The 14457-nt window shown below is 41.4% G+C and carries 10 protein-coding genes; 5 read left to right on the top strand and 5 right to left on the bottom strand.

Features of this window, described 5'->3' with window-relative positions:
• The first annotated feature begins 122 nt into the window (after positions 1–122).
• The 3 genes from rny to BLS28_RS24250 all read left to right on the top strand — a co-directional run bounded on the left by rny (position 123) and on the right by BLS28_RS24250 (position 5922).
• Positions 123–1688 (top strand): ribonuclease Y, encoded by a 1566-nt coding sequence (rny, locus tag BLS28_RS24260; RefSeq protein WP_091173692.1) that lies wholly within the window; start codon positions 123–125, stop codon positions 1686–1688.
• A 63-nt stretch (positions 1689–1751) separates the two neighbouring features.
• Complete coding sequence (locus tag BLS28_RS24255; protein WP_091173688.1) at positions 1752–2297, top strand: Mpo1-like protein; 546 nt, start codon at positions 1752–1754, stop codon at positions 2295–2297.
• A 310-nt stretch (positions 2298–2607) separates the two neighbouring features.
• Positions 2608–5922, top strand: a complete 3315-nt coding sequence (locus BLS28_RS24250) for a TonB-dependent receptor (protein WP_091173683.1) — start codon at positions 2608–2610, stop codon at positions 5920–5922.
• A gap of 137 nt (positions 5923–6059) precedes the next feature.
• Here BLS28_RS24250 and BLS28_RS24245 read toward each other — a convergent pair whose 3' ends face one another.
• On the bottom strand, positions 6060–7814 hold the full coding sequence (locus tag BLS28_RS24245) for a bifunctional lysophospholipid acyltransferase family protein/GNAT family N-acetyltransferase (protein WP_091173681.1): 1755 nt from the start codon (positions 7812–7814) through the stop codon (positions 6060–6062).
• 77 nt (positions 7815–7891) lie between these two features.
• Here BLS28_RS24245 and BLS28_RS24240 point away from each other — a divergent pair, with 77 nt between their 5' ends.
• Both BLS28_RS24240 and BLS28_RS24235 read left to right on the top strand, forming a co-directional pair.
• Positions 7892–8761 (top strand): ComEA family DNA-binding protein, encoded by an 870-nt coding sequence (locus BLS28_RS24240; protein ID WP_091173678.1) that lies wholly within the window; start codon positions 7892–7894, stop codon positions 8759–8761.
• Positions 8758–9285 (top strand): adenine phosphoribosyltransferase, encoded by a 528-nt coding sequence (locus BLS28_RS24235; RefSeq protein WP_091173675.1) that lies wholly within the window; start codon positions 8758–8760, stop codon positions 9283–9285. Before BLS28_RS24240 ends, BLS28_RS24235 begins: the two co-directional genes overlap by 4 nt.
• Before the next feature lie 354 nt (positions 9286–9639).
• Here BLS28_RS24235 and porD read toward each other — a convergent pair whose 3' ends face one another.
• The 4 genes from porD to BLS28_RS24215 all read right to left on the bottom strand — a co-directional run bounded on the left by porD (position 9640) and on the right by BLS28_RS24215 (position 13144).
• Positions 9640–10533, bottom strand: coding sequence for a type IX secretion system protein PorD (gene porD, locus BLS28_RS24230; protein ID WP_091173673.1), 894 nt, complete (start codon positions 10531–10533; stop codon positions 9640–9642).
• Entirely contained in the window at positions 10530–11732 is a 1203-nt protein-coding gene (gene coaBC / locus BLS28_RS24225) for a bifunctional phosphopantothenoylcysteine decarboxylase/phosphopantothenate--cysteine ligase CoaBC (protein ID WP_091173671.1), read from the bottom strand. The genes porD and coaBC overlap by 4 nt, the downstream gene beginning before the upstream one ends.
• A 121-nt stretch (positions 11733–11853) precedes the next feature.
• Positions 11854–12186, bottom strand: coding sequence for a DNA-directed RNA polymerase subunit omega (locus tag BLS28_RS24220; protein WP_090529735.1), 333 nt, complete (start codon positions 12184–12186; stop codon positions 11854–11856).
• A 31-nt stretch (positions 12187–12217) separates the two neighbouring features.
• Positions 12218–13144 (bottom strand): outer membrane protein assembly factor BamD, encoded by a 927-nt coding sequence (locus tag BLS28_RS24215; protein ID WP_091173668.1) that lies wholly within the window; start codon positions 13142–13144, stop codon positions 12218–12220.
• Positions 13145–14457: the final 1313 nt, after the last annotated feature.

Genomic DNA, 14457 nt, shown 5'->3' with positions numbered 1-14457 from the left:
TGCGATTAACGTTAACCAACCCATGGTCCCCAATATCCGAAATGAGGTTTTAAATACATGATACTTAAAAATTAGTTGCGGTTTTTTTATTTACATACATATATAACACCACCAAACCTAAAATGGACATATTACTATACGTCATCATCGGCCTGCTGGCAGGCGCCATCATTGGCGTGCTCATAGGTCGCTTCCTATTATTAAAGCTTTTTAAAGACCAGGAAACATCGGCTCAGAATAAAGTGAAAAAGATCTTAAAAGACGCTGAAAATAATGCCGAGATCCTTAAGAAAAACAAACTGCTTGAAGCCAAAGAGAAGTTTTTACAAATGAAAGCTGAACATGAACAGGAAGTAAACAATAAAAACAATGCTGTTAACCAGCGCGAAAATAGTGTTAAACAAAAAGAGCAATCATTAAATCAGCGCCTGGAAAATGTTAACCGCAAGGAGAGCGAACTTGATAACACCCGTAAAAATCTTGAAAAACAAACCGAGATAGTTGTTAAAAAGCAAGACGAGGTAGAGCATCTTAAAAATCAGCACATTCAACAGTTGGAAACTATTGCCGGCCTATCGGCCGATGATGCCAAAAACCAATTGGTTGATACCCTGCGCGAGGAAGCCCGTACCAAAGCGATGATCCAGATCAAGGATATTGTTGACGAGGCTAAGCTTACTGCTACTAAAGAGGCTAAGAAAATAGTTATTCAAACTATTCAGCGTACTGCTACCGAAAGCGCTATCGAAAACACAGTGTCTATTTTCAATATTGAAAACGACGAGATCAAAGGACGGATCATTGGCCGTGAAGGGCGTAATATCCGTGCACTTGAAGCCGCAACAGGTATCGAAATCATTGTTGACGATACCCCCGAGGCTATCATCCTTTCGGGTTTTGACCCGGTAAGGCGCGAGATAGCCCGTTTGGCAATGCACCGTTTGGTTACCGACGGACGTATCCACCCGGCACGTATTGAAGAGGTAGTTGCCAAAACCAAAAAGCAGATAGAAGAAGAAATTGTTGAGATAGGTGAGCGTACTGTAATTGATTTGGGTATTCATGGTTTACACCCCGAACTGATCCGGATGGTTGGCCGTATGCGTTACCGGTCATCATATGGGCAAAACCTGTTGCAGCACTCACGTGAGGTTGCCAATTTCTGTGCCACCATGGCTGCCGAACTTGGCTTGAATGTTAAAATGGCAAAACGTGCCGGCTTACTTCATGATATTGGTAAAGTACCTGATGATAATCCTGAACTGCCTCACGCTATTTTGGGTATGCAACTGGCCGAAAAATACAAGGAACATCCTGAAGTTTGCAACGCTATCGGTGCCCACCATGATGAAATTGAGATGACCTCAATGTTATCGCCGATAATCCAGGCTTGTGATGCTATATCAGGTGCACGTCCGGGTGCACGCCGCGAGGTTGTTGAAAGCTACATTAAACGTTTGAAAGAACTTGAAGAACTGGCATTGTCATATCCTGGTGTTGAGAAAACATTTGCGATACAGGCGGGCCGGGAGTTACGTGTGGTTGTTGAAAGTGAAAAGATCAGCGACGCGCAATCAGAAGTTTTGGCTGCTGATATTTCAAACCGGATCCAGACAGAAATGACTTATCCTGGTCAAATTAAAGTTACCGTTATCAGGGAAACCCGTTCGGTAGCATTTGCCAAGTAATCATTATAAAATTAAACGAAACCCTTTCGGCACAAAACCGAAGGGGTTTTTTATTTTTACAGCGTGGCAGCAAAAGCAAATACCAAACAGAAGGCAGCAGTTAAAACTACTGCAAATATTGATGAACGCCCCGTGGATCGTTATTTCAGGGAATATGAAGATGCTCACCAGGATAGGGTTAACAAAATTATACACTATATCTGTATCCCAACTTTGGCATTTAGTCTCTTTGGATTGATCTGGGCTATTCCTTTTCCTCATTTGGGCTTTTTAGGAGCCTACAATGGCTATTTTAATTGGGCTTCATTTGTTATAGCTATTGCTATTTATTACTATTTAAAGCTGTCGCCAATTATATCTTACTTTATCCTGTTTATTTTATTAGGATTTAGTTACGGTATAATGGAGCTTGTAACCTGGCAGCAAACGGGAGGGCCCGTTATGTGGCTATTATGTGTTTCTGCGTTTATTCCCTCTGCAAGCGCGTTACTTATCGGCAATAGCCGTGAGCCGCAGTTTGCAGCAAACGGACTCAACATTAAATCATTAGCCGTAGCGCCCGTATACTTGCTGAATCAATTGCTCAATAAGTTGAGAATCAAAAATTGATTTTAATTATTTGCGTATTAAGTATTTGTTAAAATGCTCGTTACCGTTGCCCTTTAAATACTATATAATAGGGGCATTTTTTAGCTGTGACGAACATAATTGTGTAATTTATCTCCTATAGGCGATATATAAAAGCTTAATACTTTGGGGTATTTATTTTGTATTTTATTGATAATCAGTATTTTTTTATTGGTTTTCAGGGGCCTGTATCAGGTAAAGAAGAAATCATTAAGTAGTTGTTAATATAATAATCTGATGTTAATGTAGAATTAACATTGGTAGGGCAATTTTGTGCAATAAAAATTCACAAATGAAAAAGCTCTACTTTATTATTTTAACACTAATAATTATTGGGGTTGGGGGCGTTGCAAACGCTCAGATCACCACCTCGGTACTTACCGGTAAAGTTACAGATCAAAAAGGTACCACTCTTCCGGGTGTAACCATTACTGTACTTAATACCAGCACAGGTACCAGGTATGGTGCACAAACCAACGGCGAGGGCCGTTTCTCGGTTAATAACATTAACCCGGGTGGTCCTTACACCGTAACTGCTACTTTTATCGGTTACAAAAAAGACGAAAAAAGCGACCTTACTCTCCAGTTGGGTAATGCTACTTTAAACTTTATACTGCAGGATGAAACGACAACCTTGCAGGAAGTTAAAGTAAAAGCATCTGCTGGTCCAGCTAAAACAGGTGCAAGTACCCGTATAGGTCAAAACCAGATCCGTACTGCTCCGTCAATTAACCGCAGCTTACAGGATTTAACAAGAAACACCCCTCAAAGTAACAATAACTCGTTTCAGGGTACCAACTACCGTTATAACAACGTAACGCTTGACGGTGCTATCAATAACGACGCGATTGGTTTTAGCCCTTCATTAGGTGGTCAGAACAATGCTTCAGGCCAGGTAGGCAGCAGTACCCGTACGAGCCCTATCTCTCTTGATGCTATCCAGGATATCCAGGTTTATGTTGCCCCTTACGATATCAAAATCGGTAACGTATTAGGTGGTAGTATAAACGCTGTAACCCGTAGCGGTACAAACGATTTTAGTGGCGCTGTTTATGGTTACGGTCGTGGCTCATTCATGGTTGGCGCTAACAATGCCAAAGCTGCTTTAGGTGGCGATGGTTCAAAACTGAACGATTTTCATGATTATCAGGGCGGTATCCGTTTAGGCTTCCCTATTATTAAAAATAAATTATTCTTCTTTACCAACGAAGAAATTGCCCGCAGGCAGGATCCTGTTATCCGTGGTCTTGATCACAACGGCGCGTCTAATATACTAAGTCAGGCCGATGGTGATAAATTAGTTACTGCTTTTAAAACATTTACAGGCGGTTTGGATCCGGGTACATATAACAATACCACGATTTTCTCAAACTCAAACAAATTCTTTAACCGTTTGGATTGGAATATCGATGATCATAACCAGTTAACTATCCGTAACAATACCATCAGCTCAAAGGCTACTAACTTAGAGCGCGATCAGCAAAACTTCCGTTTCAGTGGTATTGATTACACTTCACATAATAACTCAACTTCAACCGTTGCCGAGTTAAAATCAAGATTTAACGGTAACCTGAGCAATAGCCTGGTTCTTGGCTATTCAGCTGTTCACGATTACCGTGATCCTAACTCAAACCCTGCTTTACCGCAAATCGAAATCACCGGCCGTACTCCTGGTACAACTATATTCATGGGTACCGACCGCGAGGCTGCTATATTTGATATGCACCAGAAAACAGCTGAGTTTACTGATAACTTAACCTGGACAAAAGGAAAGCACACGTTTACATTTGGTACGCACAATGAGTTTTACAACATCACTTATAACTTTGTGAATTCGTGGAATGGTCGTATTGCTTATAACAGTATTGAAGATTTTATTAATAATGCTCCAGCACGTGTACGTGCCAACTTTAACTATACTGATAACACACGCGATTATATCTTAGCGCACCCTTCAGCTCAGTTTAAAGTTAACCTGTTGAGCTTATATGGTCAGGATGATATTCAGTTAACTGATAATTTCAAATTGACAGTAGCTTTACGTGCTGATTATGCTGGTGTACCAAACAAACAGCCATTGAGTGATAAAACAACCAACGCTCCGGTTGATCCAAACTACGGCACTACCTACACCTATACCAAACCTAAAGATATCAAACAAAATTACCTGGGTAATATAGAGTGGAACCCACGCGTATCATTTAACTATGATGCAAACGGTGATCAAAGTGTTATTTTGCGCGGTGGTAGCGGCTTCTTTACTGGTCGTGTTCCGTTTGCATGGTTTGGTTATGCGTTTTATAACAACGGTGCTACTTACGGTGCTTATGATAAAAAATCATCTGCAGGTCCGTTTACAGCCGGTACTAACCCCGTGCAAGCGCCATCTAATGGTGGTTTAAACTTTGTTAATCAACAAGGTAACTTTAATACTGGTTCTACCGGTTCTACCCAGGTGGATATGATTGATAACAACTTCAAAATGCCACAGGTATGGAGAAGCAGTTTAGCTGTTGATTATACAACGGACAACCAGTGGAAATTTACTGCCGAAGGTATTTATACCAAAGTTATTCATGACTTGAAATTTCAGCAGGTAAATACTAAGGATAGCGTAACTTATTATCCTTATGATACCCAGCACCAGCAGCCTATATTTATTAACAAGGGAATCAACTCAAAATATACCAATGCTTATTTGTTATCAAACACAAGCGAAGGTTACCGTTACAGCGCCACTGTACAGGTAGCAAAATTCACCCAGTTTGATCAGCAGAGTGCATTAAACTTCTCAGTTGCCTATACCTATGGTCATTCAAAAGATGTTACCAATGGTATCCGTAACTCAATGGAGTCTAACTGGCAATTGAACCAGGCTTTGAACCCTAATAATCCGGGTTTAGCCAATTCAAACTTTGATATCCGTCACCGTATCGTATCAAACGTGAACTTTAAACATGATTGGGATGCCGGGCACAACTATACAGCTAACTTTACTTTCTTCTTTAGCGCGCAAAGTGGTAACCCATATACCTGGGATACCTATCCAAACGCTATCGACGGAACAGGTCAGCAATTAAGCTTGGCTTATATTCCAACCAGAGATGAGGCAGCTAAGATGATTGTTGATCAGGTGAAAAATGGTGTGGTAGTACAAACTGCTGCACAACAGTTAGCTGCGTTTAATGCGTATGTTGATGCTGACAAATATTTAAGTTCACGTCGTGGTCAGTTTACTGAACGTAATGCTGCTTTTACACCTTGGAATAATCAATTAGACTTCCGCTTTACTCAAGACTTTAAATTTGGTAATGGTAAACACAAGCAGATGATCACATTTACTTATGACATCATCAATCTTACCAATTTATTGAATAAGAGCTGGGGACAATATTACTTCTCAGCAAACACATTCAACTCTTCAGCAAGTGTTGGTTTAACACCAGTAAGCAAACTGCCTGGAGCATCCGGCGGCCCTGCTTTTGTTAAAAACGGTAATGTTGCATCATACCCAACTTACAACTTCACTAACCCTGGTATACCATATTCTGTTGATTTGTTCGCTTCACGCTGGCAAATGCAGTTTGGTGTACGCTACAGCTGGTAATTGTAAAACAACATATAGTTAATAAAAACGCCCCCGATAAATATTGGGGGCGTTTTGCTTTGGGTAATGATTTAATATCGCTATAAAAAAAGAGCCGGCCAGCCGGTGTCTCTTTGTTTCTATGGATTGAAGATTTACTACAAGTTTTTACCAAGCTTATCCAGTATATCCTGCGGTACTTTTTCAAGATCGAGTACCAGGAAACCGTCCAGGCAGTCGGCAAATTTAGGGTCGATGTTGAAGCTGATGATCTTAGCGTTTAGGGCAATGTACTGACGGAGCAATACCGGTACTTTCATGTTCCGGGTTTCCACCTCTGATATCAGGTTGTCGAGACCTTTAAAGCTGTCTTCACCGGCCATGAGCAGGTCGGTATCAATTTTAGCAAAATCAACCTTAAACTTTTTGCGCGGTTTAACATACTGCGCCATTTCATGATCAAAGTGATTGCGGTTAATATAATCGACAATAAGCGATTTGGAAAACTTAGAAAAGGAGTTACTGATGCTTACCGGGCCTATCAGGTAGCGGTAGCGTGGATTATCGATCAGGAATTTCAGGATCCCTTTCCAGAGCAGGAAAAGGGGGAGTGGTTTGGTCTGGTATTCTTTGCGGATCCATGAACGGCCAAGTTCAAGGCTGCGGCGTAGTACAGGTATAAACTGGGTTTTAAGCTTAAACAGCTCGTTTACGTAGAAACCTTTTTTGCCGACACTGTAAAATATCTCGTCGCCCAGGCCAATTCGATAAGCTCCAACTATGCGTTTAGCCTCAAAATCCCAAATAAAAAGGTGATGATAATAAATATCGTACTCATCAAGGTCGATAGCTTTGTTTGTACCTTCACCAACTTCGCGGAAAGTGATCTCGCGCAGCCTGCCTATTTCCCGTATCACATTAGGGATGGTTGCCGTCGGAACGATGAATACCTCGTAGTTCTTCTCAGTCCAAACCTTATAGGTTTCGCGAAGCGGCTCAATTTCTTTTTCAAGAATGGCACTATCTATTTCAGGAGAAACCTCTTCGGCCTCGCGTTTGATCTTAAACAGGTTTCGAGGGCTGAAGATTTTTTTTTCCTCTTCCAGGCCGGTACCTAAAGCATAGGTACGTGCGCGCAAAAAGTTAAGGAGCTTAGTGGTATTGGTATACTCCGGAATCTCCGTTACGTTAATGGGCTTACCTATCCGTAGTTTAATGGTATGCCCGTGTTTATTAAACAACTCTGACGGTAGCTTGGCTGTGCGTAGGGCAGGGTGCAATAAGCTGAGCAGATTAAACAACAGGCCGTTGTTACCATGAAAATAAATAGGAACCACCGGCACTTTGGCTTTAGCAATGATCTTACCTACAACCGGGTGCCACATACGGTCGGTCACCTGTTTTTGCTCAACTTTAAAGGTTGATACCTCGCCAGCGGGGAAAATACCTATTGGGGTGCCCTGTTTCAATAGCTCAAGGGTGTTTTTTAGGCCGCTTATGCTTGATGAATGTTCAACATTTTCAAAAGGGTTTACCGCTATAAAATAGTCGGCAAGGTTGGGGATTTTTTTAAGCAGGAAGTTGGCCATCAGTTTTGAATCGGGGCGGGCCATGCACAGGATTTTTAATAACACCATACCCTCAATACCACCGTATGGGTGATTGGCTATAGCGATAAATGCCCCGTCTTTAGGGATGTTGCGCAACTCACGTTCATCAAACTCAACATCAATACCACAACCTTCTAATATGGCATCAACAAAGTCGGGGCCTTGCTTGGGCTGTGCCTGGGCAAACAGGTCGTTAACCTGGTTTATTTTCATTAGTTCCATCAATAAAGCGGCCAGGCCCGGCATTTTCAACTTATCCAGTTTGGTGGCTTTGGCAAACTCTTCGGTGGTTATAACTTTCATTGTTTTTAATAGCAGTATGTTTTAACAAATAAATATCCTAAATTTTTATTTAATTTAACGCCTGGAACATATCATAAATGAGGCCGCAAATTAAAAACTACCTGTCTGTCACAAAAAAAGAGTGGAACGGAATGGTAGTGTTGATTATTTTAATTGCAATAGTTTTGCTGGCCCCCCATATGTTTCAGGCAAACCACAAAGATAATATAATAAATTTTAAGGCTTTTGATAAAGCGATAACCGAAACCGATAAAACAGGCAGCATTATAGCTGATGATAATACTTCTACGGCTAATGAAACGACTTTGCCCGTCAATCTCTTTAAATTTAATCCCAACAATTTGCCGGTTGCAGACTGGCTAAAACTTGGCCTTACCGACCATCAGGCGCACGTAATTAAACATTACGAAGAAAAAGGTGGTCGGTTTTTTACCAAAGGCGATGTGCAAAAAATGTACAGCGTTAGCCCGGCAACGTACAAACGCCTTGAGCCATATATTAATCTGCCGGATGGTCCTGCTTATTACACAAATAAAGCCAAACCAGGCGAAGTGATAGAGATCAACACGGCGGATTCGGCGAGGCTTACCATGATCAGGGGAATAGGCCCCGCATTTGCCCGGCGTATTGTCCGTTACCGGGAGCGGATAGGCGGGTTTTACAATAAAGAACAGTTGAAAGAGGTTTATGGCATTGATAAGGAAAAGTACGGCCAGATTGAAACCGGTATTGCGGTTGATGGCAAACATATCATTAAGGTGAACATCAATACGGCTACCTTTAATGAACTTAAGCGCTTCCCCTATCTCAGCTACAAACAAATGGATGCCATTGTAGCTTACCGCGATGAGCATGGTAACTACAATGATTTGACCGAGCTGAAAAATATTGCCATACTTAATGACGGAATTTTGCGTAAAATTGGACCTTATTTAGTTTTCAAATGATAGCCCAGCAAATTAAAGCAGCCATAAGGGATATTCCCGATTTTCCGAAACCTGGAATTGTTTTTAAAGATATCACGCCCATATTGAAAGACCCCGGATTATGCGAAAGCATCATCGATGCTTTTGTTGAGCAATTGCAGGGAACCCGTATTGACGCGGTGGCCGGTATCGAAAGCAGGGGCTTCCTGTTTGGGCTCACACTGGCAACCAAATTAGGGGTGCCGTTTGTACCCGTGCGTAAAGCGGGTAAGCTGCCTTTCACTATAAAACAAAAAGCTTATAAGCTGGAGTACGGTACCGCTACTATTGAATTACACACAGATGCCTTTGAACCCGGCCAGCATATATTATTACATGACGACTTGCTGGCTACCGGTGGTACGGTGACTGCAGCCAGCGAACTTATTAAGGAAATGGGCGGTATAGTTGCCGGTTTTTCCTTTGTAGTCGGGCTTGGTTTTTTGAATGGTAAAGAAAGGATTATGCCTATTTGTGATAAGCTGATAATACTGGCGGATTATTAAGCCCGTAACAAAATGGGCTATCCATTTTGTTGATTTTTTTGTCGGAGGGTATGGACAACGCTTGTCCTGCTTACAGTTTGGTTGGTAATTGCGGGCCTGTGCGGGGCCGCGTTAGGGATGGAAGTGTAAAGCCCGCAGCGTGCGAATGACTTTGCAATGGGGAACGCGAGGACTTGTAACGTACAGTCCGGGCCGCAGGCAACGCCCATATTATAAAGCTGATCGAAATGGAAATAATCTTTAACTTACAAATTGTAATTATCAATAAGCCAAACTAAAAAGCCTGCTCTTGTAAGTAGGGATTACTTTGCCGTTCCTCAACTTCTTTATTTGTTTTCAAACTAACAGTAAGGATTATTTCTGCAACGTTTGATATTTATTCCCATTCGCAGGATCGAGCTTTAAAAACAGGTTCATGGCGGTTAACCGTTCCTGGTTATCGGCTTTGCTGTAAATGGAAACCAGTTCATCACTTTTTGCTGTGTAAAATATAAGCGGAAGCATCGCGCCCACACGTTGCCGGTCTATTTGCTGTAGTAAAGGTAGCAGGGCATCAATAGCTTTGCGGCCTTTGCTCACATTATCGGCCATCAGATCGAGGCCGTTGCGGTGATAATCATACAAAAAGCTGCGCAGCGGATTATATAGTTTATTATTCAGGTTTTCGGATAACCAGTAACGGTTTACATTACCATCAAACGCTTTCCAGCCACCATATGATGATGTTTGCGCATTGGTTACGATGGTCTGTGCAGCTAAAAAATATGGCGTGCCGCCAAATTTTGAAAACGTGTCATAATCAAGACCGATAATAATGTTGGCATAAAAAGCCATGATCGAACTTAAATTTCCCTGAAAATTTTGATCGGTATAATCAATAGTCTGGCCCTCGGTATAACTAAAGCTAATATCTTTATCATTAAGATTTAATAGGGTGGAGGTGTATGATGTGCCATAAACCGGCCGGGATGATTGTACCTGCAGTTCGCCGGTAAAATTACTGCTGCCATCCCAGTTGGTAATGTTCAGCACAAAATTGCAATCTATTCTCTCCTGCGGCAAAATTGGATCAGCACTCCATTTGCGGCCGTTCAGGAAATCCTTCATGGCAGTTTCCAACGTTTGAAAAACGCGCTTATTCGCAACCTGTATCTTGGGCGATAACACTTGTATACGTGCATTCAGGTCCTGGGCTACAGTTCGGCAGCAAAGAAACATCAGCAAAGTATAAAGCAGCAGTCTTTTCATCCGTTTATCAGTTGGGCAACTTTATTGCAAATATCGCGGGCTACTGCTTCCTTGCTTTTCAGCTCGAAGGTAGTTTTCTTAAGCTCACGATCAATAATGGTTATCTTATTGGTATCGCCTGCAAAACCGGCACCCGCGTCATTAAGCGAATTTAGTACAATAAAGTCAAGGTTTTTCTTTTGCAGCTTGGTTATCGCGTTCATTTCCTCGTCGTTGGTCTCTAAAGCAAAACCAACCAAAATTTGTCCTTCCCGTTTGGCCTCGCCGAGCGTTTTTAATATATCAGTGGTTTTCTTCAGTTCGATACTGAGATCGTCGTCTTTTTTCTTGATCTTTTGAGTTGCTACATCAGCCGGGGTATAATCGGCAACGGCAGCGCTCATAATGCAAGCCTTCGCATCGCCATAAGCGGTTAAGCACGCCTCTAACATTTGTGCCGCCGAAATAACATTAACCCGTTTTATATTTTGCTGCTTGCTGATCTGTGCAGTAGGCCCGGTCACTAAAGTAACATCGGCCCCCATCAAAGCCAGTTCATCCGCGATAGCAAAACCCATTTTGCCCGACGAATGGTTGCCGATAAACCGTACAGGGTCTATAGCTTCATAAGTTGGCCCGGCGGTTACCAGTATTTTATGACCGGCTAAACGGAGTTTTTTTTTTGATTCAGCTTCCAGGAAAGCAACAATTTCTTCAGGTTCGGCCATCCGGCCTTCACCATGCAAACCGCTGGCAAGTTCGCCGTTACCGGGCGGAATCATGATGTTATCAAATGATTGCAGCCTGCTTACGTTTTGGCGGGTAGCCGGGTGCAGCCACATATCCAGGTCCATAGCCGGAGCAAAATAAACAGGGCACTTGGCCGAAAGATATACCGCGCTAAGCAGGTTATCGCAAAGGCCGTTAGCCATTTTAGCAAGGGTGTTGGCCGTGGCGGGGGCAATAACCATCATATCGGCCCAAAGCCCAAGTTCAACATGGTTGTTCCATTCGCCGGTATCGACCTTAAAATAATCAACCAGCGCCGGGTTTTTTGAAAGCGTTGATAGTGTAAGCGGTGTAATAAAGTTAGTGGCATCGGCAGTCATCACTACTTTAACGTTAGCGCCGGCTTTAACCAGCAGCCTAACCAACAGTGCCGATTTGTAGGCTGCAATACTGCCGCAAACTCCTAAAATAATGTTTTTGTCTTTAAGCATAAGCTCAGATCCGCCAATAGGCGAAAGGATAAATATAGGCTAAAATAGAAAAAACTCCCGATAGGGGAGTTTTTCACGATATAAATAAATTTCCGAAGCTGCTTTTTTAGGAGCCGGGAGACTAAACTTCTTTAGTTGGGTTACGGTAGTATACTTTACCATCTAAAAATTCCTGAACGGCAACTAATGACGGTTTAGGTAATTTTTCGTAGTATTTTGAAATTTCAATTTGCTCACGGTTTTCAAATACTTCTTCCAGGTTATCATTTGATGATGCAAATTCAGAAAGTTTCTGGTGAAGCTCTTCTTTAATGTTGTTCGAGATCTGGTTTGCCCTTTTTGACATAATCACAAGCGACTCATAGATGTTCTCTGTTTTGGTATCCAGCTCGCGTAAATCGCGGGTTACAGTGCTGCTGGCTGCTGCTGGTTTATTACTGTTGTTAGCTGTCATATCTTAATTTAAACTCTTTAATATATCTTAATTAATATGGTATTTTTTGCGGCTGATTTTTTTCAGATGGCGATGTTGTTGTTACGGTATCTTTCTTTAAAAGTTTCTTTGCGGTTTTTTCATTGCTCATTGCTTCGGCAATTAAACGCTGCGCCTGTTTTATGCCCTGCTGGCTGTCTTTTACATATGCCTGAGTTTCATGCAGGTATTTGCTGTTCGGATATTTTTCGGCAAATTGATCGGCATAAGCTATAGCCTGGTTAAAACGATCTTCCTGTTTGGTTTCAAAGCTATGGTAAGCATACTGATATTGCGCTTTAACAATAAGGTATTCCATTTCCTCGCCGTATTTGGTATCAGGATAGTCGCGCAGTGCATTGTTGAACGCAATCACTGCCGATTGATAATCGCTGATGGTTAAATAAAGTTTGGCGTTGGCGTAAGCTTTGGTTTCTAATTTATCGCGCAGATTTTGTATCAGCTTGCTGGCCTCGGCCACACGGTCGCTTTTTGGATAAAGGTTAATAAACAACTGCAAAGCGTCGATAGCTTTTAACGTATTATCCTGGTCAAGCGAATATATCGGCGAATCAAGGTAGTAGCAATAAGCAGAGAAAAAGCGGCATTCCTCAGCTCTTGGGCTTGAAGGATAAGTATCGGCGAATGTTTTAAAATGATATCTTGCCGATGTATAGTCTTTTTGTTTGTAATACGTAAATGCGTAGTAATAAAAAAGATCTTCTGCACCTTCACGGCCACGGTATCGCTCCACCAGTACCTCAAATAAACCTAAAGCTTTGTTGTAATCCTTTTTATTATAATACTTAATAGCTTCCTGGTATTTTTTAGCGTAATCGTTACTGGCTTTTAACTTTTCGTATTTGCTTTTACAACTGCCAAACGTAATAATTACGATAGCTAAAACACTGGCTAATAACGTTAGTTGCTTTTTAAACATTCTGCAAAGATAGTTAATAATATAAATCAATCAATTTTTATTTAGCTGCTAATATATAACGACGCTTTGGCTCAATGCCTATATATAAAGCGTATTTAACATCTTTTAACTATTGCGGGTTTTGATGTGGTATGCTTGCTAAACTAATAGGATTAAAATGGTTGTTTCTTATATGATGAAGGTCGGTTTTTTGAAAGTTCATTAAAGTGGAAAGCCATACGGTGTGGGCGATGTTAATGATGTATTCAGTGAGATTGATTGCGAGTGCTTCGTGTTTCAATAATGTTAAATGGCGACAGCGGGCCATATACAGAACAAAAGGTTTTACTTATAAATCTCTCTAAGTAATTTGATAATGACATTGGATGATGATATGGCCAGATTTAGTAAATAACAGAAAATAAAAGTATATAAATTAAAGAATCGGCCGGCTGCACCAGAGGTGCAAAAGGGTTGCAGCGGAAAAAATATTTTGGTGCGCCGGCGGCATACAACTGCAGTTTGGTTAAGCATCATGCTGGTGGTAGTGAATGTTGCTTGATTTCAGCTTTACTATTAAATAAGATTTGGGCGTTGCCTTTGGCCGGGCTCATACACCTGCGGGCATTACGCTCATTGGCCGGTATCCGCTTCAATCCATAACGTGGATACTACATTAGTAACGCGCTTTCGTTAATATTTACTTCCCCTCTAACCCAAACTAATAATGTATATATAGTAATGGAGCTCCAATGTCAGTGTATCCATAGTTTGAGCGTGTATTATTAGTATAAAAGCGTTGCACTATGTAATAATAGAAAGATAGGGTATACGTATTAGAGTTGTTTTTGGCTCGGAGTGGCTTATTATATATAGTATAAACAAATGGTAAACGATAGTTTGGAAGCGGCTGGGAGTAGAAATAAAGAGCGTAGTAAAGTTTTTAAACGAGAGTATAAACTTTTTCTCGTTGATGTATAGTTAGTTAAGGGAACATTAAGAAAAATAGTAAAGAATAATTTGGAGAAGGCGTAAAAGTGGCTACCTTTGCAGCCCGCAAACGAGGAAGTGAGTTAGCCGGGTTAGTACATTAAAAGGATAGAAAAGTAAAGGAAAAAAAAGATTAAAATCTTTTTGTGGGAATGAAAAAAAATCCACACCTTTGCAGCCCGCAAAAGAGGAAAAGGAGAGAGCGAAGCGGGTCTGAAACTTTGAAAAATAAAAAATAAAAAAGTTTTGGAAATAAGAAAAGGTTTTCTACCTTTGCAGACCCAAACGGAAGGGAGCTTGAAAGAGCGAAAGAAGTTGAGGCTGAGCGAGTTCAGTCAATAAGA

This window comes from Mucilaginibacter gossypii (assembly GCF_900100945.1).
Lineage (GTDB): Bacteria > Bacteroidota > Bacteroidia > Sphingobacteriales > Sphingobacteriaceae > Mucilaginibacter > Mucilaginibacter gossypii.
The sequence above is the reverse complement of the archived record's forward strand: the minus strand, read 5'-3'. Positions and strand labels throughout refer to the sequence as shown.

Bases quoted from the DNA above. Each gene is read 5' to 3' on its own strand.
- BLS28_RS24240 (WP_091173678.1), top strand. From the start codon at position 7,892: ATGAGGCCGCAAATTAAAAACTACCTGTCTGTCACAAAAAAAGAGTGG.
- BLS28_RS24215 (WP_091173668.1), bottom strand. From the start codon at position 13,144: ATGTTTAAAAAGCAACTAACGTTATTAGCCAGTGTTTTAGCTATCGTA.
- coaBC (WP_091173671.1), bottom strand. From the start codon at position 11,732: ATGCTTAAAGACAAAAACATTATTTTAGGAGTTTGCGGCAGTATTGCA.
- BLS28_RS24245 (WP_091173681.1), bottom strand. From the start codon at position 7,814: ATGAAAGTTATAACCACCGAAGAGTTTGCCAAAGCCACCAAACTGGAT.
- BLS28_RS24220 (WP_090529735.1), bottom strand. From the start codon at position 12,186: ATGACAGCTAACAACAGTAATAAACCAGCAGCAGCCAGCAGCACTGTA.
- porD (WP_091173673.1), bottom strand. From the start codon at position 10,533: ATGAAAAGACTGCTGCTTTATACTTTGCTGATGTTTCTTTGCTGCCGA.
- BLS28_RS24235 (WP_091173675.1), top strand. From the start codon at position 8,758: ATGATAGCCCAGCAAATTAAAGCAGCCATAAGGGATATTCCCGATTTT.
- rny (WP_091173692.1), top strand. From the start codon at position 123: ATGGACATATTACTATACGTCATCATCGGCCTGCTGGCAGGCGCCATC.
- BLS28_RS24250 (WP_091173683.1), top strand. From the start codon at position 2,608: ATGAAAAAGCTCTACTTTATTATTTTAACACTAATAATTATTGGGGTT.